Below are 25,848 nucleotides of genomic sequence, written 5' to 3' on the forward strand. Positions count from 1 at the left end.
CGGCCAGCCTAGTCCTGCCGAGTAGGCTTATGCGTATGCCCGCACCGATCAAAGTAGATTTCTGGTTCGACCCGATCTGCCCATTCGCCTGGATGACCTCGCGATGGATCGACGAGGTCGCCCGCCACCGTGACCTCACCATCACCTGGCACATCATGAGCCTCGAGCTCCTCAACGAGGAGAAGGACATCCCGCAGTCGTACCGCGACATGCTGCAGGGCACGTCGCGCCTCGGCCGGGTCGTCGCCGGCGTCGAGCAGGACCTCGGCAACGAGAAGGTGAAGGCGCTCTACGACGCCCTCGGCACGCGCATCCACCCAGGCGGTCGCAAGGACCGCGACGCGGTGCTGGCCGAGGCCATCGCCGAGCTCGAGATCCCCGAGTCGATCGTCGAGCGCGCAGACGCCGGTGAGTTCGACGAGCGCTACCGCGCGAGCCACCTCTCCGGCATGGAGCGCGTCGGCGACGAGGTCGGCACGCCGATCATCGCCATCGACGGCGTCGCCTTCTTCGGCCCGGTCATCTCGCCCGCGCCGAAGGGCGAGGAGGCGCTGCGCCTCTTCGACGGCGTCGTCATGGCCGCGTCGGTCGACGGCTTCTTCGAGCTGAAGCGCAGCCGCACCCGCGGACCGGTGTTCGACTGATGCGGATCCACGTCGCCACGGACCACGCGGGACTCGAGTTCTCGCAGCAGCTGCAGGAGCACCTGCGCGAGCAGGGGCACGAGGTCGTCGACCACGGACCTGCCGAGTACGACGCGCTCGACGACTACCCGTCGTTCTGCATCAACGCGGCACAGGCCGTCGCCAACGACTGGGCGAACGGCTCGAAGTCGCTCGGCGTGGTCTTCGGGGGCTCGGGCAACGGTGAGCAGATCGCCGCCAACAAGGTGACCGGCGTGCGCGCCGCGCTGGCATGGAGCGACGCCACGGCGCAGCTCGCCCGAGAGCACAACAACGCCAACGTCATCTCGATCGGCGCGCGGCAGCACGAGATCGCCGACGTGCTCAGGTTCATCGACATCTTCATCGCGGAGCCCTTCCCAGGGGAAGAGCGTCACCTGCGTCGCATCTCGCAGCTCGCCGAGTACGAGCAGACCGGCAAGATCGCCGGCAAGTCCGTGCTCGGTTCCGTTGGCACGGTCGTGCCGCCGATGGTGGAGTCGGAGACGCCGGCGGGGAATGCCTGAGGGCCACTCCGTCCATCGCATCGCCCGGCAGTTCACCGCGAACTACGCCGGTCGCGTGGTGGCGGCGTCGTCCCCGCAGGGCCGCTTCGCCGAGGGCGCTGCGGAGATCGATGGCCGCGAGATGGTCGAGACGTTCGCCGTCGGCAAGCACATGTTCTCGCGCTTCGACGGCGGGATCTGGTTGCGCGTGCACCTCGGCATCTACGGCGCCTGGGACTTCTCCGGCCAGGTGTCGACGACACTGGGCCAGACGGGCGAGTACTCGCGCAAGCGGCCAGGCGTGACGATTGAGGACTCGCGTGGCGAGACATCGCTGTCGAGCATCGGAGCCCCTCGGCGGACACGCCTCAAGATGGCGGAGGCCGAGCGTGAGCAGGAGCTCTCCCAGTGGCCGCCAGAGCCGGTCGGCGCGGTGCGGCTTCGTCTCCTCACGTCCGAGACCTGCGCGGACCTGCGCGGCCCGACCGCCTGCGAGCTCATGACGGGCGATGAGGTGGCGGCCCGCATCGAGAAGCTCGGCCCCGATCCGCTCGTCGACCGCGGCGCGAAAGCGGAGGCACGGTTTCTCGAACGAGCGAGGGGCAAGCGGACGCCGATCGGCATCGTGCTCATGGATCAGCAGATCGTGAGCGGCATCGGCAACGTCTACCGGGCCGAGATGCTCTACCGGGCGGGCATCAACCCGCACACGCCGACGTCGCAGCTGACCGACGAGCAGCTCAGGGAGCTGTGGCGCGACTGGACGAAGCTCCTCAAGATCGGCGTGGAAGTCGGTCAGATGATGACCATCGACGGGCTCCGAGGCAAGGCGAAGGCCGCGGCTCTCGAGAACCGTGAGGATCGGCACTGGGTGTACGGACGCGCGGGGGAGCCGTGCCGGGTGTGCGGAACACCCATCGCGCTCGGCGAGATGCAGGCCCGCAAGCTCTACTGGTGCCCCAGCTGCCAGCTCTGAGGGCCCGCTGAGCCCTCAGGCGACGGCGACTGCCGTCACCTGAGGGCGCTGATCGACGCCGCCGCGCGCTTGGCGTCGCGCAGTCGTGCCTCGTACGTCGTGGCGATGACGACGAGCACCGTTCCTGCCAGCGCGAGCCACACCCACCAGGGGATGACGTCGGCGACGACGGCGAGCTGCTGTCGGAACGCGGTGACTGCGTGCAGCACGGTGACGATGGCGCCGAAGACGAGTGGCGCCTGCAGGCGCCTGGTGGCGCCCCAGACGGTGATGCCGACCGCGAGGAGCCCGAGCGCGATGAGGCGCCACGGCGCGGGGTCTGCGAACTGGGCCAGGTAACTCGGCACGAGCAGCAGCACCAGGCCGGGCGTGAGGGCTGGCCAGCTGCGCAGGGTGGGGCGCTTCGCGAGGAAGAACAGACCGCCCGCCAGCAACGTGGCACCGAGCGGGGCGGTCGCGAGCTCCAGCCAGGGGATCGGGAACTGCGTGCCGAGCGCGCCTGCGGTCGCGACGAGGGTGGCAGCTGAGAATGCGAGGACAGGCAGGCGCAGCGGCGGCTGGGCGCCAGGAACGGCGTGCGCGGGCGCAAGCGAGGGCAGGAGCTCCGGGCGGAGCAGCGCGACCAGCGTGAGGCCGCACAGCGCGACGACCCACGTCAGCGCGAGCTGCTGGTTGTTCTCGACGACACCGCGCAGGATGCTCGGGAACGCGGAGAGCACGAGCGACGCGATGGCGACGGGCACGAGCACCGTCGCGGCGAGCGCGGCGAGGCGCGGATTCTCGAGCTGCTGCTGCCGCCGCCAGAGTGCGCTCGCGAAGATCAGCACCAGCCCGGCGGGAAGGACTCCCCAGATCGGCAGCGTGATCGGGGTCAGCGGGCCCTCGGCGGCGAGCACGAGGGCGGGGCCGAGCACGGCGGCCGAGATGGCCGAGCCCACGCCGAGGGCGTTCGCCGAGGCGCGCATCCAACCGGCGACCGGAACGATCGCGCACACGACGACGAGTGTCAGCGTCAGCACCGAGAGGGCCAGCTCGGGGACAGTCAGGGAGAGGATGCGCGAGGTGTCGCCGTCGCGCGGCTGCGAGACGGCGGCGAGCGCGCCCGCGCTGAGCCAGACCCCGGGAGCCGCGGCGAGCCAGAGGAGGCTCTCGACGCTCGAAGCTCGCGCCTCGTCGGCGCGCCTGCCGACCTTCGCTGTTGCGATGCCTGCGGCGAGGAGCACGAGGAAGGCGCCACCGAAGGCCACGAAGATGGATGCGCCGTCCCAGTTCGCCAGCACCTCCCAGACCCACGCGAGCGCGAGCACCGGCACGCCGAGGTAGCGGAGCAGCGCATAGGGCGACCTGGCACCGAGCTGCGTGCTCGCGACGACCGCCGTCACCGCGACGAGCGCTGCCGCGAGTGGCAGCGGTGTCCAGCCGTCGAAGCCATCGGTGCGGCTCGCGGCGGCTGCGCTGGGGGCGAGCACGGTGCCGAGCAGCGCGGTCACGAGGCCGAACGCGCGCAGCGCGATTCCGTCACCTCGACGCGTCTGCTGCGGCGCCAGCAGCACGCCCAGCAGCGCGGTGAGCGCCCCGAGGGCGCCTGCGGTGGCAGCGAGCTGCACCGGCGTGGCGCTCTCGAAGCCGACCAGCTGGACGTGGTGGATGAGCATCCAGGACCCGAGCACGCCCGTCGCGTAGCTGGCGAGTCTCGTGAGGAGGCGCGTCTCCGAGAACGTCCGGACGAGGACGACCGCCGCTGTTGCGATGACGCCGACGAGCAGCGACGTGATTCCGGCTTGTTGCTGGACCCAGAGAATGGCCGCCGCTGTTGGCTCCCAGATCGCGATGGCGAACCCCTGCGAGGCAAGCGCGAGGAGGCCGACGAGCGCGATGCTCGCGCGGCCGACGCCGGTGAGGATCCGGGTCGGGAGGCCTGCGGCGAGGAGCCCCGCGAGCAGCGCGAGCCCGAGCAGGAGGAGCCGGCCGTCGAACCGCGTGGTGAGCAGGAGCGCGACGGTGAGGGCCCCGCTGAGCGATGCGACCATGGCGAGGAGCAGCTTGCGCCTGGACCGTGTCGTGTCGGCAGACCAGACGGGGCGAAGCAGCAGCCAGGTCACGCCGCTGACGAGCAGGACGCAGGCCGTGAGCCAGATCAGCGCCTCGGCACCGGGGAGCAGGCCCGTGAGCAGGCCGTCCCGGTTCGCCTCACCTCGAAGCTTGGCCCCGAGGTGCGACAGAGCTGACAGCACGGCGACGCCGACGGAGACGGCGCTCAGCGAGATGAGCAGCGGGCGCGCGGGGGCCGGGATGCCGAGCGTGCTGGCGGACGCGGCGACCGCCAGGGCGACGGCGGCTCCGGCGAGGAAGTAGGCGAGTGCGTTCGTGGTCGTGTCACCCGAGGCCACGGCAGGGGCGACGGTCGAAACCGCGAGACCGCCGGCCAGGATGTACGCGGCGGCACGCGCGGGTTCGCGTGCACTGCGGGCGCGGCCGAACCACCAGAGCAGCAGGGCGGCGGCGGCGAGCGGGATTCCGGCTGGCAGGTGGAAGCGCTCGGCGGTATCGATGCTTGGGGTGCCGATGGCGAACACGTACCACGCGGCGGTGAGGAGTCCGACGCCGATCCAGGCCAGGAACGCGCGTCCTCTGGCTTGGAACAGCCCCGAGGGGGAGATCGCCAGCAGGATGGGAACGGCCGCCGCGATCACGATCGTCGCGGCAACGTACTGAGCCCCTGCTGGCTGTCCGAGCGCGCCCGTGAAGGCTGGCGTACTCGCGAGCGCTACGACGGCGACCGCAGCGACGGCCAGCTCGGCGGGAAGGACACGGGACGCGAGTGCGCAGCGGAGCCTCGCGACGAGGGTGCCTCCGGCGACCAAGAGGCTGGCGACGACGCCGAGCGACGCGGCGACGGCCGGAAGGGGCGAGGCCACCACGAATGCGGCGGCGAGCGCTCCCAACGTCGCCCAGAGGGCTGGCACCATGGCTGGGAGGAGCGGCGCCACCGCTGGCACGTCGTCGTCCTGCCTTCGGCGCAGCGCCACGACGCTGATCGTGGCGACGAGCAGGGCGCCGAGTGCGGCTCCCACGTACCAGAGCGAGCCGAGAGGCGAGGCGGAAGCGGTCAGCAGGGCGTCGCCGTCAGCGCGATTCGCCGCCGCTCGGACGATCGCGAGCAGGACGAACGATGCCGCGAGGGTCGGGATCGCCGCCGAGTAGGCGAGCAACGTGCGCTCGGCCGCGACGAGCCACGGCCTGGGGAGGAGGATCGCGGCGGTGAGCAGGAGCGCGATGCCGAGATACGCGCACGTGACGGCGAGGCTCGTGCCGAGCACGCCGGACGAGTTCCAGGCATCGTGTGCGAAGGCCACGAGCAGCGGAACGGCGAGCAGTTGCAGGGCTGTGAGCGCGGTGAGCACCGGGCGGAGTGCCGAGAGGCTCGTCGGCACGGAGAAGCGCAGGCAGAACGTGAGCGCGGCGGCAGCGACGAGGGCGGCGGTCTCGAACGGGGCTGCCGCGAGGGCCGGCAGGAACGAGGCGAGGATGCCAGCTCCGGCGACGTACCGCAGGGTGACCAGCAGCCCGACCCGGTGCGGGTCGTCCTGCGGAGCGGCTGACAGGTTCCGCGCAAGCAGCGCGGCACCGACGACTGCCGCGGCGGCGATCGCCAGGTTCGCGATGGTGACGCCGAAGGGTCCAGGGGTGCTGGCGGCGGCGCACAGTGCGAGGAAGGACCCGGCTGCAGTGAGCGCGGGCGTGAGGCGCTGGAGTCGCCCGGGGGCGAGCAGCAGCAGGCCCGCCGCGAGAGCGAGCCCGACCGCGCCGCTCGCTATGGCCCACCAGGTTCCGCCTTGCGCCCCCGCGAATGCCTCTGCCATGCCTGCCTGGTCGGCGCTGACGAATGCCAGGAGGGCGCGGAGGGGGAGTACGTCGAGTGCGAGTGAGAGGACCGGGACGACGGCTGCGCCGACGGTGGTCCAGCTCCAGGCGGTGACCGCGATCTGCACGGACGAAGCCGTCGACTCGGCGGAGTTGGCGAGCCGAGCTCTGAGGACCTGCCCGGCGGCGAGCGCCACCGGGATGAGTGCCAGCGAGAGCGCCAGCCTCACGGGGCCGGTGAAGCTCAGCGGCACCGCGCCGAGGGCGAGCGCGGAGAGGACGCCGAACGCGACGAGGAGGGTGCGGCCGCCGAGCGCACCGCGCTCGCGGCTGACGAGCCAGGCGAGGAGGGCGGCGGAAGCGGCCGCCATGACGAACAGGACTGCGTAGCCGAGCCATGGGTCCTTGCCCGTTGCCGCGGCCGCGCCGGAGAGCACGCCCGCGGCCAGTGCGACGACGCCCATGACGGACAGGATCCAGCGTTCGAGCGAGCGCGGTGTGGCTGCGCTGAACGCGTCGGCGGTGGGCGGATGCGGCCCTGCGGTGGTCGGAGGCGACTGCTTGACCCGCAGGAGCACGTGGAGGGCGGAGGCGGCGCCCGCGAGGACGAGCGCGAGCACGAGTCGCTGGACGGGGGAGAGCGCCGCGGAGGTGGCGCCGGCCACGGTGAGCGCGATCGCCGGCAGAACGGTGAGGCTCGCCGCGATCCCGGGGGCTCGCAGGTGTGCGAAGCGATGCCACGTCTCGAACGCGGCTGTCGCGACGAGGAGCCCGACGCCCCAGTACAGCGTCCCGGGCACGCGGCCGGCGCCGAAGAGCCCCGTCGCCTGCACAGCCCAGACGTCGAGGACCACGAGGACGATGCCGAGCGCGGCGATGCCCTCGGCGGTCGCCGAGAGCTTGCGCCGCTTGAGGATGCTCGCCGTGGCGACGACCGCCAAGGTCACTCCTGCCGTGATGGCGGCCTTGACCTCGACGCCGAAGACGACCCAGGCGAAGGTGAGGAAGACGACTGCGGCGATGCTGAGGAGTCCGATGCCGAGCACCAGCAGCAGGAGCTGCACGCTGGAACGTCGGGGCCGCTGCGGTTGGTCTGGATGCGTTGGGGGCATGCGCTGCGCGGGCGGTGCCTGGCCGGCTGCAGGAACGTGGGCTTGGGCCCAGCGATCGGCCGGAGCCTGCTGCGGTACTGCGGTCGCCTCCGCCCCGAGGTGCCCTGCGGCGCCCCCGAGGAGCCGCGCGTGGTCGGCCGCGAGGACCGCTTCACTGGCCTGAGCTCGCCCCTGCCGCTCGCTCTCGAGACGGCTCTGCTCTGCTCGTGCCTGCTCAGCGCGGAGCGCCGCGGCCGCCTTGGCCCGGGCTTGCTCGCCGGCAGCGACGATGAACTCGCCGCGGGCGAGCAGCGGTTCGCGCGCCTGCGCGCCGAGGTCGAGCAGGTGGCCGATGACGGCAGGATCGCGGGTGAATCCGCAGCTCGGGCAGGAGGCGCCTGGAGCCCCGTAGGTCTCGAAACACGACGGGCACTTGCTCGGGTCGGTCAGATCGCCGAGCGTCTTCGGGAACCGTGGCCTCTGGGCTGGTCTGCCCGCTCCTGCGTCAGTCACTCTGCGTATCCCCCTGGGTCGTCTGGCCGTCAGCCTAGCGAGCGCGCCGCCGGAATGCCGGTTTTCAGACAGGGGTTGGGGAGGAGGTTCCCGCAGGGATGCAGCCCGTGGTTGCCGGGGCCGAAGGTGGTGCGCCGGTCAGGCGCTGACGAGCGGGAGGCGCTTTCGCCAGTTGCTGATCGACACCGAGATGCGGCTCGAGGGCTCTTCATCCCAGTCCACAGCAAGGCTGTTGCTGCGCATCGTCGCGACGATCAGGCGCCCGAGCTGGCGCTCAGCGTCAGCACGCTCGTCGGCCGTCCCTGCGTCGTGCGACGCGAAGAGCCCGAATGCGAGGAAGAGCTGCGCGTCGTCGCCGGCGAGGCGTTCAGCGTCCTGCTGGTGGAAGAAGACGTACCCGCTCTGGGCTTTCGTGAGCTTCTCGCCCTCGATCTCGGCGTGTCCGCAGTTCTGGCAGCAGGCGAAGTTCATGCGGGCGACGACACCGGCTCGCTCCAGGTCGGCGAATGCGGCACGGAGCTTCTCGTAGTCGCCCTCGCTGGACCAGTCGCGCTGGCAGTCGGCGAGGTCATCCCAGGTCGCGGTGACGATTCGCTCGATCTCGTCGGCGCGGACGGGCAGCGCTTCATCCTCAGCGAATGAGCCTGCCGTCTCGAGGGCCTCGTCGAGAGACACGAAGCCAGGACGGATGAGCTCGACGGTCTTGGCGCGGAGGGTTTCCCGCGGGTTGTGAACGCCGTGCGGCTGGTGCTCGGCCTGGGGTGTGGTCGAGGCTGGGCGGAGGTACTTGAACAGATCCACGGCGGAGACTCTACGTCTCCGGGGCGGGTACGTCCAACCGTGAGCTGTTCAGGGTCCCCTTCACGCCTCTTCGACTTTCGCATGCGGCCGTGGAGGCGGAGACTTGCGGCATGACTGACTGGAATGTGCGCCCTGTGACGTCCGCTGACGAGCCCCAGTGGCGCGAGCTCTATCGGGGCTACCGTGAGTTCTACGGGGTGCCGGCCGACGAGTCGAAGTTGGATGTGGTCTGGTCCTGGCTCGGTGACGAGGCGCACGAGACGCACGGTTTCGTCGCGGTCGACGAGCAGGGACGCCTGGGCGGGCTTGCACACGTGCGCCGCTTCGCTCGCCCGTTGTCTGCGACGACGGGGCTGTACCTTGATGACCTCTTCACCTCGACGGCGGTTCGCGGAGGCGGCGCCGGGAGGGCGCTGCTGCTGCACCTCGGCGACTATGCGCGGGAATCCGGCTTGAGCGTCGTGCGCTGGATCACCGCGGAGGACAACACGACGGCGCGCCGCCTGTACGACGCGGTTGCTGCAGAGACGTCGTGGGTCACCTACGACATCGTGTCGTGATGGCTCTCGGGGTGGAGCCTGCGTCTTTCGGCGTTCACTGAATCGCGAGACACTGTGCCAGACCGGGCTCCAGCTCGACGCTTCGACGAGGAAGGCCACCCCGATGCCGACACACCTCAGCCGCCTGCAGCGTGACCGCGCGCCGCGCCCGAGCCGTGACGAGCTCTACGCGGCGGGCAAGGCGCTCCGCAAGACGCAACCGCACGTCGAGCATGCCATCTTCGTCGCAGGAGAGCGCGACCCGAAGGCAATCCTCGCCGAGCAGAACGCGGCGAGACTGCCCGATCTCGTGCCGCTGCGCATGGGTCGGATGCTCGAGCGCCCCTTCACGTTCTACCGGGGCACTGCTGCGATCATGGCGCACGACCTCGCGCAGGGCGTGAGCACGGGCATCCAGGTCGTGGCGTGCGGCGATGCCCACCTCAGCAACTTCGGACTCTTCGCCTCGCCCCAGCGCACGCTCGTGTTCGACCTCAACGACTTCGACGAAGCAGCGTCAGCACCGTGGGAGTGGGATCTCAAGCGGCTCGTCGCGAGCGTCGTCGTGGGTGCCCGCGACCTCGGGCTGACCGAGGAGAAGACGAGGAAGGCGGCGAGGAAGACGGCGGCCGCCTACCGGGAGGGGATGCGTGAGATGGTCGGCCACTCGGCGCTCGACCGGTACTACCTTCGGCTCGACACGGACGTGGCGCACCCGTCGTTCCGCACGGAGGCGCAGGATGTTCTCGCGAAGGCGACGAAGAGCGCGAGGAAGCGCACGTCCCAGAAGTTCGTGGACAAGCTCACCGAGCGGGCGGCCGACGGGACGCGGCTCATCGTGGAGAACCCGCCCGTGATGACGCACGTCCCCCCGGAGTCGGAGGCGCGCGTCGAGGAGCTCTTCGAGCAGTACCGCGCCACGGTGGGCACCGACGTGGCGTTCCTGCTCGGCAACTTCACGCTCACGGACGTCGCGCGGAGGGCCGTCGGCGTCGGCAGCGTCGGCACGCGGTGCTTCATCCTGATCCTGACGGGGCCCGCGGGTGAGGCGCTGGTGCTGCAGGTGAAGGAGGCGCCGGCGTCGGTGCTCGAGACCTACGGCGACGTCGACCCGCGGCGGCTCCTGCAGGCGCGGACGCGCGCCGAGTACGACGAGCTCGGCGAGGGGTACCGGGTCGTGAGCTGCCAGCGCATCCTGCAGGCCGTCTCCGACCCCTTCCTCGGCTACCTTCGCTTCGCGGGCGAAGATGGGATCGAGCGCGACTTCTACGTGCGGCAGTTCAGGGACATGAAGGGCTCGGTCGAGCTCGAGCAGCTGACTCCTTCGGAGTTCTCGAAGTACGGCGAGGCATGCGGGACGATCTTGGCCCGTGCGCACGCGCAGAGCCCGATCGCCCCCATGATCGCCGGCTACCTCGGCAAGAGCGGGTCGTTCGACGGGGCGATGGCGGAGTGGGCCATCGGCTACGCCGAGCAGTCCGCCCTCGACTACGCGGAGCTCCTCGCGGCCCGAGACCGTGGCGACTTCGAGGCTGTCTCCGACCGCTAGGGTGCCCCGGGTGCCCCGGGCGGGCTGGCCTCGCGGGGGTGCAGACCTGGGCTTCCCGCATCCACGAGCTGCGATTCGGATGCAGGAGGCCCAGGTCTGCGACGGAACGAGGCTAGGAAGCGCGCTGCGTGCGTGAGGCGCTGTCCGCATCCACAGCCGTGAAGGCGGCGGGTGCGCCCTGCTGCTGCAGCCAGCCGTGCTCGCGCAGTGCGCTCGCCGCCGCCTCCCTGGCGGAGTAGGGGACGATGCGGCCGTCGACCTCGACATCAGCCCGATGGCCGTGGCCGCCGATGAAGATCAGGTCGCCGACCTCCGCCATCGCGATGGCGTGGTTGATGCCGGTTGCCGAGTCGGCGATCTCGTACAGTTCCCGCTCGGGGAACTCCGCGCGGATCGTCTCGACGAGCGTGCGGCGGATGTCGTCCGGGTCTTCCGTGCGCGGGTTGTAGTCGGTGACGATGACGACGTCCGACTCCTCGCTTGCGGCGCGAGCCATCTCGGGCCGCTTGCCCTTGTCGCGGTCCCCGTCTGCGCCGAAGATCATGAAGAGCCGGCCTGGCGTGAAGGGGCGGAGCGCGTGCAGCACGGCGCGGAACGAGGCCGCCGTGTGGCCGTAGTCGACGTAGACGCGCAGCTCGGAGTCGCCCGACACGAGGTCGAGGCGGCCGGGGACAACCGGGTGGAGGCCGTCGGTGGCGGCAAGCGCTTCGCGGATCTCGTCGAGGGAGGCGAGTCCGGCGCCGATGGCGGCCACGATCGCCAGCGACAGATCGAGGGCCGTGAAGGCCCCCGGCAGGCCGATGCTGGAGGTGAGCTCCTCACCGTTCGGTCCGCGAAGGGTGAAGTCGGTGCGCTCGAGGCCCTCGGCGTCGATGTGGAGCAGCCAGTCAGCGATGTCCGCGCCCTCTGCCGTGTCCCGAGCGACCGTGACGACGGGGATCTGCGCCTCGCGGGCCGCGCGACGACCCCACTCGTCCTCGACCGCGATGACGCCGCGCTTGGCGTGCCTGGGGGTGAAGAGCGTGAGCTTCGAGGCGAAGTAGTTCTCGAGCGTGCCATAGACGTCGAGGTGGTCCTGCGAGAGGTTCGTGAAGATCGCGCTCTCGAAGGGCAGACCGTCGACGCGGGCACCGTCGAGCCCGTGCGAGGAGACCTCGATTGCCGCCGCCTGCACGTCGTCCTCGGTCATGCGGGCGACGAGCCCGTGCAGGTAGTCCGACTCTGGGGTCGTGAGGCGGCCGGAGAGGCGGGTCTCGAGTCGCGCGTCGCCGACGATGCGTTCGACGGTTCCGGAGAGGCCCGCCTTGAGGCCGAGCGAGAGGAAGAGCGCGTGCAGCAGGTAGCTGGTCGTCGTCTTGCCGTTGGTGCCGGTCACGGCGAAGAGCGGGGGAGCTGTGGTATCGGTTCCGAAGACCGTCCCGGCGGCGATGCTCATCACCGCGCGCGGGTTCTCGACGACGATGGCAGGAAGCCCGTGCTCGGCCGCCAGGGCGGCCCCTGCCGAGTCGGACAGGACGGCGACGGCTCCGGCGCGCACGACGGCGGGCAGAAACTCGGCGCCGTGCCGCTGTGCGCCGGGAATGGCGACGTAGAGATCGCCGGGTCGGATGCGACGGGAGTCGCTGGACACACCGGTGACCTCGACGTGCGCGCTCGCCGCGGAGACCGACCCACCGGTCGCGTCAGCGACCGCCGTGAGCGGAACGGAGTGCGGGCTGTTGGGGCGGGCCAGGTCTGACTGCAATGGTGTTCCTCTCGGAGTGCGCTGGGGCGCCGCGGATGGCCTTCACTGCAACGCCTCGGCCGCCGACGGTGCGACGAAGCCTCATCACGCCGACGTGCAGATAACAGGAAGATAACGACGATCCATATGTGGACCACCCGGCATGCATGTGAGGCGTCTATGAACGGCACATGAGGGGAACGCGAAAGGCCCCCTCGAGAGGGGGCCTTGGCGGGTCTGGTCGGGGTGACAGGATTCGAACCTGCGACTTCCCGCTCCCAAAGCGGGCGCTCTACCAAGCTGAGCTACACCCCGGTGCCGATCGCTCGGCGAACCGCAGGTAATGCTACCGGACGCGCGGGGTGTCGCAGACCACACAGCCCGCTGCGACGCGCGGGGCGGGGTGCGAGTTCACGGACAACTCCAACATGCGGTAGCATTCTCTTCGTCCCGATTCGGGGCTGTAGCTTAGTGGTAAAGCCTCTGTCTTCCAAACAGATGATGCGAGTTCGATTCTCGTCAGCCCCTCCAGCGAAATCCCGGTCAGCCCACGCAGGGCTGCCGGGATTTTCTCGTCGGTGCTCGCTTCTTTCCGGTGGCCTACACCAGCAGGTCTCGGATGTCATCGGCGGAGAGCTCGGTGCTGAAGAGCTCGTCGTCGTCGATCACCGCATCGAAGAGCCTCGCCTTGCGCTCCTTGAGCGCCATGACCTTCTCCTCGATCGTGCCCTCGGCGATCATCCGGTAGACCATGACGCGTCGCTGCTGCCCGATGCGGTGCGTGCGGTCGATGGCCTGCTCCTCGCTCGCGGGGTTCCACCAGGGGTCGAGCAGGAAGACGTAGTCGGCCTCCGTCAGGTTCAGCCCGAAGCCGCCCGCCTTCAGGCTGATGAGGAACACGGGGGCCGTGCCCTCCTTGAACGAGGCGATCACGTCGGCCCGCTTCGTGGTCGTGCCGTCGAGGTAGACGTACGGGATGCCCTGCGTCTCGAGGCGTGCGGCGACGAGCTTCAAGTAGGAGGTGAACTGGCTGAACACCAGCGCACGGTGCCCCTCGGCGGCGACATCGGTGAGGTGCTCGAGGAGGGCATCGAGCTTGCTCGACGGGACGTCTCCCGGTGCCATGCCGTCGAGCCCGGCGTGGATGAGCGCGGGGTCGAGGGCGAGCAGTCTGAGGAGCGTGAGCGAGCGGAACACCGTGAAGCGGTTCTTGTCGAGGTCCTCGAGCAGGCCGAAGAGCTTCTGGCGCTCCCGCTGCAGGTAGAGGTCGTAGAGCTCGCGATGCTCGTCGCTCAGCTCGATGAACAGCGTCTGCTCCTGCTTCTCCGGCAGTTCGGGCGCGACGCGTTCCTTGGTGCGGCGGAGCAGGAAGGGGCGGATGCGCGCGCGGAGTCGTGCGAGCCGCTTGGCCCGCACCTCGGCGCTCGCCGGCTCGCTGAGGCCCGCGCCGACGCCCTCGCTCACCCCCTGCCGCTTGCCCTCGATCGTGCGCACGTACTCCTCGCCGAATCGTCGCGCTGAGGGGAACAGGCCGGGGGCGGTGATGGCGAGCAGCGCGTGGAGCTCGGTGAGGGAGTTCTCGAGCGGGGTGCCCGTGATCGCGAGCTTGAACGGCACCTCCAGCTCGCGCGCGCACTCGCTGACGAGGGAGTTCGCGTTCTTGACGAACTGTGCTTCGTCGAGCACCAGGCCTGACCATCCCGTCTCCTCGGCGACGGCGCGGTAGGCCTCGAAGTCGAGGCGGAAGAGCGCGTAGCTCGTGACGACGATGCTCGCCCCGGCTGCGACATCGGCGATCCGTCGGCCCGAGGAGGCCTGCGTCGCATCGACGATGCGCGTCACCAGCTCTGGGGTGAACCTCGCCGCCTCCGAGGCCCAGTTCGCGACGACGGACGTGGGTGCGACGACCAGGAGCGGCGCGGGCTCGTGGCCCTCCGGCGCCTCTTCGCGTGCGTGCTGTGCAAGTGCGAGCGTCTGCAGCGTCTTGCCGAGCCCCATGTCGTCGGCGAGGATGCCGCCGAGCCTGTTCCGCCAGAGGAACGCGAGCCAGTCGAGGCCCTCCTGCTGGTAGGGGCGCAGCTCTGCCTGGAGTCCGCGGGGAGGGACGATGCGTGACGGGGCGTCCTCCTGCAGCTCGCGGAGCAGCTCCCGCCACTCCACCGCCGGCTTGGACTCGTCGGCAAGGTCTTCGAAGTCCGACCAGAGGCTCGCGTGCCGCCGGCTGATCTGCAGTCGGTTCGGCTCCCACTCGTTGAGCCCCTGCGCCTCGCTGATGAGCTCGCGCAAGGGTTCGAACGCCGGATGCTTGAGGGAGAGGTAGCTGCCGTCGATGAGCAGCAGCCTGGGCCTGCCGAGGGCGAGCGCCTTGAAGAGCTTCGTGAACGGGATCACCTTGCCGTCGACCGTGACGGTCACGCCGAGGTCGAACCAGTCGTGCCGTTCGGTGGGCACGGTCGTGACGGTCAGGTTGGGTGCACCGTGGAGCTCGCGGTACTGGGGCGGAGTGCCGACGGTCTCGACGCGGATGCCGGGCAGAGCCTCGAGGCGAGGCAGTGTTTCGGCGGCGAAGCGAGCCGCGTCGATCTGCGTGAGCGTCACCCGCGCGGGCAGGGAGCCCGGCTCGTCGACGTCTTCCGGCATCCAGTCGCGCGGCAGCAGGCCCTCGTCGATCACGGAAGAGAGTGCTGGCGGCGTTGCTCGCGATCGGGGGTTCGTCCACTTCCAGCGCAGCTCCAGGCTGTGCCTCGGGCCGAACGTGGTCGTGAGGACGAGCTCGGGTGGCGCCGGTTCGGGGATGCGGACCGACGCGTCGGTGCTCCCCAGCCGCACGTGCGCCGCGAGCTCAGGCAGGTGGGCCGCTTCGAACTCTGCGGCATCGGCGCTCGGCACCGTGAACCGCGCTCGGTGCGCCCTGCCCGGCTCCAGCAGAGCGAGTTGCGCTTGTGTGAGACGCGTGTCGCTCGGCGCGAGGCGGATGCGGTCGGGGTTGTCAGCATCGAAGGCGTAGACGCCGTGGTCGCCGACCGGTCGTGCCGTGTCGAAGTCGGCGGGCGCATCCCCGATGAGGAGGAGCGGGGCGACGTCGAGGCCGTCCTCGGTCCTGCGGGCGTCCAGCGTGAGGTTGGATGAGCGCTCGAGGGTGATGCTGCCGCGCTTGCCGGTGCCCACGAAGGCGACGTCGAGGCCGACGGCTTCCCCCAGCATGGTCCACATGACGGGACTCGTCGCCTCGTCGAGGAACACCCACTCGCTGTCCTGGCCTGGCTCCGCGGGTCGCGCCGCGCGGTGCAGGGCGAAGAACTGCGCGAACCAGGCCTGGTGCCGCGGGTCGAGGTCGCGGCGACCGCGGAGGTGCTGCAGCCTCGCCCACGTGAGGTCGCCCTTGACCCACTTGCCGCGAACGCCCTGCATGACGGGCCGAACGCCGAGGCGCAGCTCGTCGAGCCCGACGCCGGCGCCACGTTCGCCCGTGAATGCTCGGCGCGACGTCGGCCCGTTCCAGCGGTACATGGTGCGGGGGATGAGCTCCCGCACCTCGAACTGCAGCGCAAGGGGCACCACCCGCTCGTGCGGCGCCGCCTGTGCGGCCGCTTCCGCGGCACCCGGCTGCTCGAGGAGCCGCCCGAGCGCGGTCCGCCACGACGCTGGCGCTTTGGGCTCACTCGGATGGGTCACCGGTGCAGTCTACGAACCACCACCCCCATCGGTGTCGTCGGGGGACGTCCTGGGGCTCTTACGGGGTCGCCTCGAAGGTGCCCTCCACGCCGAGGAAGGCTGCGTAGCGGTCCACCTGCGCTGTGATCTCACGCACCGCGGTCGCCGAGAAGCCGTCCGCGAGCGGCGTCGCGACCACGTTCGTCTTCGTTGCCGTGGTCTTCCTGGACCACAGACCGACGCACGTGCCGGAGCGCACGACTGTCGATCGGAACATCCCGTTGCCGCCCGGCACGATGAGGTCGGCGTGATCGGGATGCACGCTCGCCGAGCGGTCCTGGTAGCCGAGGATCCATTCGTCGAAGCCCGGAAGCAGCAGTGTCGGGGCGCTTTTCGGTCGCTCCCGCGCATCCAGCACCGCCGCGTCGGCGAGGTGGTGCGTTCCGTCGAACTGCACCCCGGCCAGCGAGTCACCCAGCTCATCGATCGCCGACCTGAGCGTGGTGAGCGGCAGCTTGCACCAGTACTGCAGGTCGGCGAGCGTCGCTGGGCCGTGACCGCGCAGGTAGCGCTGGACGAGTTCGCGCACCGCGGCGTCGTGGTCCAGGGTCACTGGGTTCGCGATCCATTCGGCGCCGAGGACCAGCTGCTGCTCGGTGCCCGTGAACGGACCGTAGACGAGGGTCGTGTCGAGCGAAAGCAGCCACAGGAGGTGCGCGCCGCGCTGGCCGCCGGTCGAGATGCCGTCACGTTCCCAGGCGGCGAAGAGCTCGGCGCGCGTGAGGCGTCGGGTCTCGCCGCGTGCATCCATCTCGGTGTGCAGCGAGTTCCGGGCGGCGTTCTCGGATGCCGCGTCGATTCCCAGGTCCTGGTGGCGCTTGCGCATGGATGCGCGTGCGCGGTCGGCCGTCAGCGGCTGCAACCAGGGCAGGTCGCGTGCGGGCACGACGTGCAGCGTCCCCCGCAACGGCCAGCAGCGCACGAGCTCTCCGCGGTCGAAGCTCGCCCGGACCTCGCCGATCGTCGATCCGGAGCGGAGTCCGAGCGACCAGAGCGCGCCTGGCAGGTCCTGTCCCTGCATGGCGAGCAAGCGCTCCGCAGTACCCGCGACCGTGAGGCGATCGCCCGTGAGTGCCTGCGCGCGCTGGCGCAGGCCGAGCAGCTGCGCGCGCGTGAGTTCCTTGGTCATGACGTCAGTCTGGCGGATGCGCCCGGCGGACGAGGGAGCTGCACAGCCGGTTTGCCTTGCAAGAGTTGCGAGTCAGGCGTAACGTGCAACCAAATGGTTACACGACAGCTCAGCGAGGACGACGTCAGCCGCATCTTCCAGGCCCTGGCCGATGCGACGAGGCGCGACATCCTCACGCGCGTGCTCCGCGAAGAGCAGTCGGTGACGAGCCTCGCGGAGGCCTACGCCATGAGCTTCGCGGCCGTGCAGAAGCACGTCGCCGTGCTCACGAGGGCGGGCCTCACACAGAAGCGCAAGCAGGGGAGGGAGCAGCTCGTGCAGGCCGACAGCGCCACGATCGCCAGGGCGACGCGGCTCCTCGAGTCCTACGAGCAGCTCTGGCGCGACCGCAGCTCCCGCATCGACGACCTGCTCGCCGACGACGACCAGACCGGAACACCCACCGCGCGCGCCGATGCCGGCGAGCAGTGATCGAGAGGAAGAGACCATGCCCGTCATCTCCACGCAGAAGGACGCGGATCAGCTCACGCTGACCGTGGTCACCGAGCACGCCGCGACGCCGGAGCGGGTCTGGCAGCTCTGGGAGGACCCGCGCCAGCTCGAGCGCTGGTGGGGCCCACCGACCTGGCCTTCGACGGTGGACGAGTTCGAGTTCGAGCCGGGCGGCCGGGTGTCCTCGCATATGACCGGCCCCGACGGCAGCACTGCTGGCGAATGGTGGGAGTTCGTCAGCATCCAGCCTCACCGCACGCTGTCGTTCGACAACGGGTTCGCGCACGATGACGGCTCCCGGAACCTCGAGCTGCCGGTCATGCGCTGCACCGTCACGATCGAAGGTCACGGGAACGTCACCCGCATGACCACCGTCTCCGTGTTCTCATCGCCCGCTGACTTCGACAGCATCCTCGAGATGGGGATGGCCGAGGGCATGACGGAGGCGATGGGCCAGATCGACGGGGTCCTCGCGAGCTGACGCATCCGCCGTGCGACAAAGCGGCGCGCGTAGGGGCATCGAGCCTCCACGCGCGCCGCTCGGACGTGCTGCTCTCGCCTACTTGTTGATCTTGCCGACGAGGTGCTCGCCCGCGGCGACGCGTTCGGAGTCGTCGCTGCCGGGGATGACGTTGCCGCGCAGTGAGCGCCCGGCGGTCTCCTTGAAGGTCAGCACCGAGATGAGGCCGATGAGACCCGCGCCGGCGAGGTAGAAGCCGGGGATGAGCACGTTGCCGGTCTGGTCGATGAGCCACGTGTTGGCCGAGGCCGCCGTGCCGCCGAAGATCGCCGTCGAGATGTTGTATCCGATCGCGAACCCCGAGTACCGCACCGCGGTCGGGAACAGCGCTGGCAGCGTGGAGGAGATCGTCGAGATGATCATCACCAGGAACAGGCCCAGGATGCCGAGTCCCGCGATCTGCGCGATGAGCGATCCGGTCTGGATGAGCATCACCGCTGGCACCGAGAACACCGTGAAGCCGATGCTCGCGGCGATGAGCTGCGGTTTCCGTCCGATGCGGTCGGAGAGCGCGCCGAACGGCACGATGACGGCCATCATGAGCAGCTGGATGACCACCAGGGAGAAGGTCGACTCGGCGGTGCTCTGGTCGAGCGTCGTCGACAGGTACGTCGGCATGTACGTCAGCACGAGGTAGAAGGCGACGTTGATGAGGATCACGAAGCCGAACAGCTTGAGCACCTGCATCGGGTAGTTCTTGAGGAGCGACACGAGTGCACCGATCGCGGACTGCTTCTCGCCCGGCTGCTGCGCGTCGTCGACGAACGTCTCGGACTCGCTCAGGTGGCGGCGCATCCACAGGGCGACGAGGCCGAGGGGGAGCGTCAGCAGGAACGGCAGTCGCCACCAGCCTTCGAGCATCCCGTCGTCGCCGACGATGAAGGCGAGCGTCGTGCACAGGATGGCGGCGGCGCTGGCGCCCGCGAGCGTGCCGAACTCGAGGAACGAGCCGAAGAAGCCGCGCTTGTCGTCAGGAGCGTGCTCCGACATGAAGATGGCCGCTCCCGCGTACTCGCCGCCGGCGGAGAAGCCCTGCAGCATGCGGAGCAGGATGAGGAGGATCGGCGCCGCGAAGCCGATCGAGTCGAAGGACGGCAGGAGCCCGATCGCAGCCGTCGAGAGGCTGATCATGATGATCGTGAAGACGAGCACCTTCTGGCGCCCGATGCGGTCGCCGAGCGGCCCGAGGACGATACCGCCGAGCGGACGCACGAGGAACGACACGGCGAAGGTCGCGAACGTCAGGATGAGGGCGAGCGCGCCGCCCTGATCGTCGCTGAACGTGAAGAACAGCTGCGAGACGTAGATGGCGAGGTAGCCGTAGATGCCGTAGTCGAACCACTCGATGGCGTTGCCGATCGCGGAACCGGCGACTGACTTTCGTGCGGTCTTGCGCTGGATGGGGGTGAGGTCGATCTCGCGCGTCAGGGGCGCAAGGGTGGCGCTGTGGCCCCCTTGGTTGGACTGATCAGAGGACATGGGGGCTCCTTGCTGAAAGTTCCACACGGGTAATGCCCAAGTCCAGCGCGCCCACCTGGGTGTTACCGGGACGACTCGCCGAGACGGAGCGCTATAAGCGCGTAGGCGCGCGCGGCGACGAGGAGGTCGCTGACCTGCACGCGCTCCTCCGGCTGGTGCGCCTGCGTCTTGACGTCGCCGGGTCCGAGGATGACGACGGGGATCTCGTGATGCCGGGCGATGAACCCACCCTCGCAGGCCGCGCTCCATCCGCCGATGCTCGAGGTGCCGCCTGCATCGGCGACGGCCCGCACCGCCGTGCCGGGCACGGGTGAGTCGGGCGGGGTGAGGAACCCGGGCATCGCCATGTCGAGCTGGCCGGTGACCGTGATGCGTTCGGCGTTCAGCATCCCGCTCGTCTCGATCGCCGACCGGATGCGCGCGAGCACGTCCTCGAGGATCTCCTCCGGCTCCTCGTGCGGGAGCACCCGTCGGTCGACGTAGAGCGTGCACTCTTCCGCGACGATCGAGGTGCCGTGACCGCCGGCGATCATGCCGACGTTCCAGCTCCCGGTGCTGATCAGGCCGGGTACTGCTGGCGCCTGCTGCGCGATGTGTCTCGCGTCGTCCTCGATGGTCTGCACGGCGATGGCCGCCGCTGCGATGGCGCTCGCTCCGTCAGCCGGATTGCCGGCGTGGGCTGCGGCCCCGCGCAGCGTGATGATGAAGTTCGTGGCGCCTCGGCACGCGACCACGGTGTCGAGGCCGGTCGGCTCGGCGACGACGCACGCCGTGTACGGCAGCGGCTCGCCCGCACTCCGCACCTCACGCGCTGTGGGCGCGTCCGCGATGTAGCGGAGCGCACCCGTCGCGGTGTCCTCCTCGTCGACGGTGCAGAGCAGTGAGAGGCGAACATCCGGGTGCTCCGAGCGCACGGCAGACATCGCCGCGATCACGGCGGCGAGTCCGCCCTTCATGTCGACGGCGCCTCGGCCGATGAGCTGGCCGTCGATGAGGCGCGGCTCGAACGGGTCGCCGAGCCAGCCGGCCCCCGCGGGCACGACATCGCTGTGTCCGAGGAAGAGCAGGGCGGGGCCATTGCCGTCGCCGATCTCGGCGAGCAGGTTGTGCCGACCGGGCGCGACCTCGGTGAGCGTGACCTGGGCCCCAGCCCGCTCGCAGAGCGATGCGAGGACCTCGACGGTCGCGGCTTCCGTCTCACCGGGGTTCTCGCCCCTCGCGCGGATGAGCTCGGCAGCGTCAGCGACGATGCTCTCGAGGTCGAGCCGTGCGAGCACCGCGTTCTCGGCTGCGCTCGGCCCGGTCACGCGTCACCCTTCACGATGAGCTCGCGCGGCGCGCTGGTCAGCACCTCGACGCCCGTCTCGGTGATGCGGATCGACTCGGACACCTCGAAGCCGAAGCCCGTCATCCACATGCCCGCGATGAGGTGGAAGGTCATGTTGGGGGCCAGCACCGTCTCTTCGCCCGAGCGGATGCTCACGGTGTGCTCGCCCCAGTCGGGCGGGTAGCCGATGCCGATCGAGTAGCCGAGGCGCGACGCCTTCGTGAGCCCCTGCTTCGCGAGCACCGCATCCCAGGCCGCGACTGCCGCCTCAGGGGTCTGGCCTGGACGCAGCAGCTCGAGCGCGGCCTCGAAGCCGTCGAGGGTCGTCGCGGCGACCCGCTGCAGCTCGGCGCTCGGCTGCCCGAGGCTCACGGTGCGAGCGAGCGGGGCGTGGTAGCGGCGGTGGGCGCCCGCGAGCTCGAGGGAGACGGCCTCCCCGGCCACGATCTCGGCGCCCGACCACGTCAGGTGAGGCGTGTCTGCGCCCTCGCCCGCCAGCATCATGGGAACGATCGACGGGTAGTCGCCCTCGGCGTCGCCGATCCCCGCGGCCTGCGCGGCCTGGATCTCCGCGACGATGTCGCTCTGCCTCCTGCCGCCGCGCAGCGCCTCGATACCGGCCGCCATCGCGTTCGAGCTCACGGCGGCTGCGCTCCGCATGAGCGCGAGCTCCGCATTCGACTTCACGAGGCGCACCCAGTTGACGAGCTCCCGACTGTCGACGAGCTCCCACTCGGGGAGCCTGCGCTGCAGGGTCAGGAAGGATCGAACCGAGAAGAAGTGCGCCTCCGACTCGTAGCCGACGCGCATCCTCCTGGCCGCGTGCCCGCGCTCGCGGAGCTCGGTGGCCGCCCAGTCCATGGGGTGCACCTCGGCGCGATGCACGAGGCTCTCCGGGTAGCCGGCGACCTGCTCGCGCGGCAGCCACGTCGTGTGGTGCGCGCCGTGCGCATCCATGGCCCGCATGACGAGCAGCAGATCACCGTCGGCCGGCACGAAGAGGAACTGCGGCATGTAGAACGACCAGGCGTTGTACCCCGTCAGGTAGTGGAGGTTGGCCGGGTCGGTCACGAGCAGGGCGTCGAGGCCGGCGTCCTGCATCCGGACTCGCGTGTTCGCGAGCCTGACCTCGAACTCCTCACGGCTGAAGTCTGCGAGCTGCGACATTCGGGCCCTCCTTCTCTGACGGCGGTCTCGAGAATCTACTCGCTCGCAGGCCCGGCTGAGTGCATGTAGTTCAATGGATGCGCGATCACTGCCCCGTTCATCGCCCCGAGGAGCTCACGTGCCAGACAACTCGACGCCAGACGACTCCGAGAAGGACGACGGCGCCGTCGACTATTCGCAACGCGACTACCAGGCGCCGACGGGGTACCGTGCCCCGGACTTCGTGTCGAAATGGGCGGCGCAGGACAGCAGGGGCGACGCGCAGCGGCTCGAGGACGAGCAGCGCGAAGCTGTTCGGGATGCGCAGGACGCCGACCGGGATCCGTACGGCACTCCGCCGTCGACGACAACAGGGGATGACACCCCGGCTGGCCTGCCTGACCCGCCGCGCACGCTGGAGGAGCTCGACGCGATCATCCGCCGCGAGCAGGAAACGCAGTCGGCGGGGCACGTGCTTCCCGGCGCGGGGGACGGCGAACAGCTCACGCAGCCGGCTGACGTCACACTCGACCGCGAGGAACTGCTCACGCGGGTCGCGACCGACAGCAGCGCCCTCCTCGGGAAACGTGCCAGGGAGGTCCAGAGCGCCCTGGTCGGCGGCCGGCCGGGGACCGGCGCGGGGCAGCGGGGAGAGGCCTCCTGGACTCCGTCGAAGCAGCGTCCCGTACCGCCGGCAGCACCCTCGCCTGCGTCGAAGGGAGCCGCTGCGACGGCGAAGAAGGGCGGTGGCGGCTGGTTCGGCGTCATCGCCGCCATCCTCGCCCTCACCTTCGCGATCTCGGGGATCTCGTTCATCGGCTGGGTGCTCGTCGTCGTCTCGCTCATCGCGAGCATCGGCCTGCTGCGTGCCGGTGGCGGGCGCCGCGTCGTCGGCGTCATCACGCTCGTCCTGACGGTCGTGGCGCTCGTGATCCAGCTGATCGGCTCGACGGGTGGCTCGATCCGGGGAGCGGTCACGGAGCTCTCCGGCGGCACCGGCACGCTCGATCTCAACGGGACGACCACTGTCTCGGGAACCGGCAACGCGCGGTTCGACGTCACCCTGCCGGGCGGATCTGCGGACATCGGCCTGCTGCAGGTCGAGTTCGAGGGCGAACGGCTGCGCATCTACGACGTCGACGCCGACGGCGAGCAGATGGGCGGCTCCTCTCTCTCCGCCTACGACGAGTACTCGGGCCTCGCCGTCATCAACGAGTGGACGGACGACGAGTTCCGTGCCATCGACATCGAGGCCGAGGGGGACTGGACGGTGACGCTCGTCTCCACGGACACGCTGCCCTCCTTCGACGACCAGTACTCGGGGTCCGGGCCGGAGGTCGTGCTCTACACGGGCGCCGGTGGGGACGCGACCTTCACCTTCGAACCGGAGCAGAGCATCTCGATCGACACGTTCGGCGCTGACAGCTGGTACGAGAGCATCAGCGAGGTCACGTCGCTCACCAGGCCCTTCCCGGCCGGCCCCACGATCATCCGCGTCGAGCCGTACGAGGACACGGCCTGGAGCATCAGCTTCGAGGGCGCGGCACCCACCCCGACGAGCTAGTCAGGACGCGCGGCGGTAGCGGAGCTCGGGGCGGCCGCGCTTGCCGTAGACGGGTTCGAGGACCGCCAGACCGCGCGCGCAGAGGTGGTCGAGGTACCGACGCGCGGTGACGCGGGAGAGGCCGCACCCCTCCGCGACGTCGAGCGCGGACTGCCACTCCGATCCGAGGTGGGCGAGGACGAGCTTGATCGTCGGCTCCGAGAGTCCCTTCGGCAGGGGCCTGCCCCGCGTCGTCGGCGACGGAGGCCCCAGAGCGCCTGCCCGGTCGGCCGAAAGGGCAGGACCGCCGCCGCGCCGCGCGAGCAGCCCGTCGATGTCCTGCTGTCGGAGTGGGGCCGTCTGCGGCGCGGCGGCATCCGGCTTCGGCGCGGCCACGCGAGTGTCCCGGTAGTTGACGAGCCTGGCCTCGAAGTTGGCCTTCGAGAACGGCTTCACGAGGTAGTCCGCGATGCTTGCCGTCGCGAGCTGCGCGACGGACAGGCGGTCGTTGGCCGACGAGATGATGACGGCATCGAAGGAGTCGCCGAGCAGCTGACGCAGGCGGCGCAGCACCTCGACGCCGCTGAAGTCCGGGAGGTGCACGTCGAGCAGCACGAGGTCGATCTCCGTGCTGGCGGCCACCTCCAGGGCCTCCTGGCCGCTGCCTGCGGTGGCGACGACCTCGAAGCCGTCGACGCCCGCGAGCATTCGCTCGTGCAGGCGTCTGACGGCGGTCTCGTCATCGACGATGAGCGTGCGGATGGCGGTCACGGTGCGATCCTCCCAGCAGTCGGAGCTTCAGAGGACCCGCCCGCGCCGCTGGCACCAGCGGAGGACAGGGTCGCCACGAAGCGCGCGCCGCCCAGCTCGCTGTCCGAGATGACGAGGTCTCCGCCGTGTTCCCGTGCGAGGCGGCGCACGAGGCCGAGGCCGACGCCGCGCGGAATCGCAAGACCGCCCATCGTCTGCGTCTCCTTGGTCGAGAAGCCGACCTCGGTGATCTGGCTCCTGAGCTCCTCCGGAACCCCCGGACCGCTGTCGTCGACCTGCATCCGCAAGCCGGAGGGTGCCGCCTCGACGGCGACGCGCACGATTCCGCGGGCACCCTGGGCTTCGACGGCCTCGGTCGCATTGCCGACGAGGTTGCTGAGCACGGTGGCCGCATCGTCGTCGAAGATGAGCTCGAGGACAGCCCGGTCGTCGCTCTCGACATCGGCGTGGAGCTGCCCGCCGTGCTCGCAGAGGCGCGCGCTCGCAGCTGCCAGGATCGCTCGGATGCGGACGGGCGCATCCGAGAGGGCCTGTTCGAGCTCTGGATCTGCGGCGAGCGAATCCACCGGCGTCAGCGTGCGGATGTACTCGAGGGCCTCACCCCGCTCGTCGACCTCGATGAGCCCGAAGAGGACGTGCAGGCGGTTCGAGAACTCGTGGGTCTGCTCGCGCAGTGCCGCCGATAAGCGGCGCTGCGTCTCGAGCTCCTGGGCTGCAACCGCGAGATGGTCGAAGCGTCGGCCGAGGACCAGGGAGACCCCGGCGGCGCACGCGAGCCCGAAGAGCCCCGCGCCGATGACCCACGGGACCACCTGCCAGATGCGATCCTCCAGCTGCGCGGAGATCGAGGACTCGAGGATGCCGACCGATGCGGTGCCGACCACGACCCCGTCACGCCAGACCGGCACCTTCGCGCGGAGCGTCGGACCCACCGTGCCGACCTCGGAGCCGACGAACGTCTCGCCTCCGAGCGCGACGCTCGGGTCGGTCGAGACCATCTCGCCTCGCCGCTCGGGCACCGGGTGGGTGATGCGGATGCCCTCGTCGTCGGTGATGACGACGTAGTCGACGCCCGCGGACTCCGCGACGAGATCGGCGATCGGCTGCAGCGTGTCACCGGCATCCGGTTCGCCGACGGCGTCGACCACAGCAGGCAGCTCGGCGAGGCTCATAGCCACGGCGAGCGTGCGCTCGCCGGTCTCCTCGCGGATGGAGGTGTGCTGCACCTGGAGTGCCACAAGCAGCGTCGCGAGCATGCAGATCACGACGATCGAGAACTGCACGGCGACGAGCGTGAGCACGCGTGGGCCGCGCAGGGCGCGGAGCTGCGCGCGCGGTTCATTGGCCATGCCGTTCCAACACCTCCCCGTGCACCGATCGTCGAGGAGCACCGGCTGCTCCGGCGGACCTCCGTGTCCACAAAGACCATAAAGGCCAGAAGGCATCGACGCTCAATCCCGGTGCAATCGTAGAGAGCGCGCAGACCAGCGCGGCGACAGAGTC

The 25,848-nt window shown here is 70.1% G+C and carries 18 protein-coding genes and 2 tRNA genes; 9 read left to right on the forward strand and 11 right to left on the reverse strand.

From position 1 onward, the window contains the following. Nucleotides 1–35 precede the first annotated feature (35 nt). From C5B97_RS07100 to C5B97_RS07110, 3 genes are read left to right on the forward strand one after another with little or no spacing between them, the layout of a single operon-like run. On the forward strand, nt 36–644 hold the full coding sequence (locus C5B97_RS07100; RefSeq protein WP_167516612.1) for a DsbA family protein: 609 nt from the start codon (nt 36–38) through the stop codon (nt 642–644). Further along, nucleotides 644–1,189: a ribose-5-phosphate isomerase gene (locus C5B97_RS07105; RefSeq protein WP_104311417.1), complete on the forward strand. Its 546-nt coding sequence runs from the start codon at nt 644–646 to the stop codon at nt 1,187–1,189. The genes C5B97_RS07100 and C5B97_RS07105 overlap by 1 nt, the downstream gene beginning before the upstream one ends. Further along, on the forward strand, nt 1,182–2,144 hold the full coding sequence (locus C5B97_RS07110; protein ID WP_104311418.1) for an Fpg/Nei family DNA glycosylase: 963 nt from the start codon (nt 1,182–1,184) through the stop codon (nt 2,142–2,144). The genes C5B97_RS07105 and C5B97_RS07110 overlap by 8 nt, the downstream gene beginning before the upstream one ends. 35 nt (nt 2,145–2,179) lie before the next feature. Here the strand turns inward: C5B97_RS07110 and C5B97_RS07115 are convergent, their stop codons facing one another. Continuing rightward, the gene (locus C5B97_RS07115) at nt 2,180–7,612 is read right to left on the reverse strand and encodes an SCO7613 C-terminal domain-containing membrane protein (RefSeq protein WP_104311419.1); all 5,433 of its coding nucleotides are present in this window, start codon (nt 7,610–7,612) and stop codon (nt 2,180–2,182) included. Between the two features lie 138 nt (nt 7,613–7,750). Beyond that, nucleotides 7,751–8,413, reverse strand: a complete 663-nt coding sequence (locus tag C5B97_RS07120) for a hypothetical protein (protein ID WP_104311420.1) — start codon at nt 8,411–8,413, stop codon at nt 7,751–7,753. 110 nt (nt 8,414–8,523) lie between these two features. Here C5B97_RS07120 and C5B97_RS07125 point away from each other — a divergent pair, with 110 nt between their 5' ends. Together C5B97_RS07125 and C5B97_RS07130 are read left to right on the forward strand one after the other, a co-directional pair. Continuing rightward, complete coding sequence (locus C5B97_RS07125) at nt 8,524–8,973, forward strand: GNAT family N-acetyltransferase (protein ID WP_104311421.1); 450 nt, start codon at nt 8,524–8,526, stop codon at nt 8,971–8,973. 103 nt (nt 8,974–9,076) lie between these two features. Further along, nucleotides 9,077–10,501 (forward strand): DUF2252 domain-containing protein, encoded by a 1,425-nt coding sequence (locus tag C5B97_RS07130; protein WP_104311422.1) that lies wholly within the window; start codon nt 9,077–9,079, stop codon nt 10,499–10,501. A 112-nt stretch (nt 10,502–10,613) separates the two neighbouring features. Here C5B97_RS07130 and C5B97_RS07135 read toward each other — a convergent pair whose 3' ends face one another. Continuing rightward, a complete protein-coding gene (locus tag C5B97_RS07135; RefSeq protein WP_104311423.1) occupies nt 10,614–12,245 on the reverse strand; it encodes a Mur ligase family protein in 1,632 nt (543 codons plus the stop codon). 217 nt (nt 12,246–12,462) lie between these two features. After that, nucleotides 12,463–12,539: transfer RNA gene (locus C5B97_RS07140), tRNA-Pro, on the reverse strand. Between the two features lie 142 nt (nt 12,540–12,681). Between C5B97_RS07140 and C5B97_RS07145 the strand changes: the two genes are divergently transcribed. Beyond that, nucleotides 12,682–12,755: transfer RNA gene (locus C5B97_RS07145), tRNA-Gly, on the forward strand. A gap of 69 nt (nt 12,756–12,824) precedes the next feature. Here the strand turns inward: C5B97_RS07145 and C5B97_RS07150 are convergent. Together C5B97_RS07150 and C5B97_RS07155 are read right to left on the reverse strand one after the other, a co-directional pair. Further along, nucleotides 12,825–15,899 carry a DEAD/DEAH box helicase gene (locus C5B97_RS07150; protein WP_146080753.1) on the reverse strand — a complete coding sequence of 1,025 codons (3,075 nt, stop codon included), beginning with the start codon at nt 15,897–15,899 and terminating at the stop codon, nt 12,825–12,827. Nucleotides 15,900–15,957: 58 nt separating this feature from the next. Next, nucleotides 15,958–17,067 (reverse strand): winged helix DNA-binding domain-containing protein, encoded by a 1,110-nt coding sequence (locus tag C5B97_RS07155; protein ID WP_104311425.1) that lies wholly within the window; start codon nt 17,065–17,067, stop codon nt 15,958–15,960. A gap of 93 nt (nt 17,068–17,160) precedes the next feature. Between C5B97_RS07155 and C5B97_RS07160 the strand changes: the two genes are divergently transcribed. Continuing rightward, entirely contained in the window at nt 17,161–17,538 is a 378-nt protein-coding gene (locus C5B97_RS07160; RefSeq protein WP_104311426.1) for a helix-turn-helix transcriptional regulator, read from the forward strand. 16 nt (nt 17,539–17,554) lie between these two features. Further along, nucleotides 17,555–18,040 carry an SRPBCC domain-containing protein gene (locus C5B97_RS07165; protein ID WP_104311427.1) on the forward strand — a complete coding sequence of 162 codons (486 nt, stop codon included), beginning with the start codon at nt 17,555–17,557 and terminating at the stop codon, nt 18,038–18,040. 78 nt (nt 18,041–18,118) lie between these two features. Here C5B97_RS07165 and C5B97_RS07170 read toward each other — a convergent pair whose 3' ends face one another. From C5B97_RS07170 to C5B97_RS07180, 3 genes are all read right to left on the reverse strand, one after another. Then, complete coding sequence (locus C5B97_RS07170) at nt 18,119–19,558, reverse strand: MFS transporter (protein WP_104311428.1); 1,440 nt, start codon at nt 19,556–19,558, stop codon at nt 18,119–18,121. 62 nt (nt 19,559–19,620) lie between these two features. Next, nucleotides 19,621–20,865, reverse strand: a complete 1,245-nt coding sequence (locus C5B97_RS07175) for a M20 family metallopeptidase (RefSeq protein WP_104311429.1) — start codon at nt 20,863–20,865, stop codon at nt 19,621–19,623. Beyond that, nucleotides 20,862–22,052 carry a M24 family metallopeptidase gene (locus C5B97_RS07180; RefSeq protein WP_104311430.1) on the reverse strand — a complete coding sequence of 397 codons (1,191 nt, stop codon included), beginning with the start codon at nt 22,050–22,052 and terminating at the stop codon, nt 20,862–20,864. The genes C5B97_RS07175 and C5B97_RS07180 overlap by 4 nt, the downstream gene beginning before the upstream one ends. A gap of 118 nt (nt 22,053–22,170) precedes the next feature. Between C5B97_RS07180 and C5B97_RS07185 the strand changes: the two genes are divergently transcribed. After that, nucleotides 22,171–23,595, forward strand: coding sequence for a hypothetical protein (locus C5B97_RS07185; RefSeq protein ID WP_104311431.1), 1,425 nt, complete (start codon nt 22,171–22,173; stop codon nt 23,593–23,595). Here C5B97_RS07185 and C5B97_RS07190 read toward each other — a convergent pair whose 3' ends face one another. Further along, on the reverse strand, nt 23,596–24,345 hold the full coding sequence (locus C5B97_RS07190) for a response regulator (protein ID WP_104311432.1): 750 nt from the start codon (nt 24,343–24,345) through the stop codon (nt 23,596–23,598). Beyond that, complete coding sequence (locus C5B97_RS07195; protein ID WP_181026938.1) at nt 24,342–25,694, reverse strand: ATP-binding protein; 1,353 nt, start codon at nt 25,692–25,694, stop codon at nt 24,342–24,344. Before C5B97_RS07195 ends, C5B97_RS07190 begins: the two co-directional genes overlap by 4 nt. Nucleotides 25,695–25,848: the final 154 nt, after the last annotated feature.

It is taken from the genome of Pseudoclavibacter sp. RFBB5 (assembly GCF_002931555.1).
Classification (GTDB): domain Bacteria; phylum Actinomycetota; class Actinomycetes; order Actinomycetales; family Microbacteriaceae; genus Pseudoclavibacter.

Coding starts and splice junctions, on each gene's coding strand:
- C5B97_RS07180 (WP_104311430.1), bottom strand. CDS start 22,052: ATGTCGCAGCTCGCAGACTTCAGCCGTGAGGAGTTCGAGGTCAGGCTC.
- C5B97_RS07155 (WP_104311425.1), bottom strand. CDS start 17,067: ATGACCAAGGAACTCACGCGCGCGCAGCTGCTCGGCCTGCGCCAGCGC.
- C5B97_RS07100 (WP_167516612.1), top strand. CDS start 36: ATGCCCGCACCGATCAAAGTAGATTTCTGGTTCGACCCGATCTGCCCA.
- C5B97_RS07160 (WP_104311426.1), top strand. CDS start 17,161: ATGGTTACACGACAGCTCAGCGAGGACGACGTCAGCCGCATCTTCCAG.
- C5B97_RS07195 (WP_181026938.1), bottom strand. CDS start 25,694: ATGGCCAATGAACCGCGCGCGCAGCTCCGCGCCCTGCGCGGCCCACGC.
- C5B97_RS07130 (WP_104311422.1), top strand. CDS start 9,077: ATGCCGACACACCTCAGCCGCCTGCAGCGTGACCGCGCGCCGCGCCCG.
- C5B97_RS07105 (WP_104311417.1), top strand. CDS start 644: ATGCGGATCCACGTCGCCACGGACCACGCGGGACTCGAGTTCTCGCAG.
- C5B97_RS07170 (WP_104311428.1), bottom strand. CDS start 19,558: ATGTCCTCTGATCAGTCCAACCAAGGGGGCCACAGCGCCACCCTTGCG.
- C5B97_RS07165 (WP_104311427.1), top strand. CDS start 17,555: ATGCCCGTCATCTCCACGCAGAAGGACGCGGATCAGCTCACGCTGACC.
- C5B97_RS07110 (WP_104311418.1), top strand. CDS start 1,182: ATGCCTGAGGGCCACTCCGTCCATCGCATCGCCCGGCAGTTCACCGCG.
- C5B97_RS07125 (WP_104311421.1), top strand. CDS start 8,524: ATGACTGACTGGAATGTGCGCCCTGTGACGTCCGCTGACGAGCCCCAG.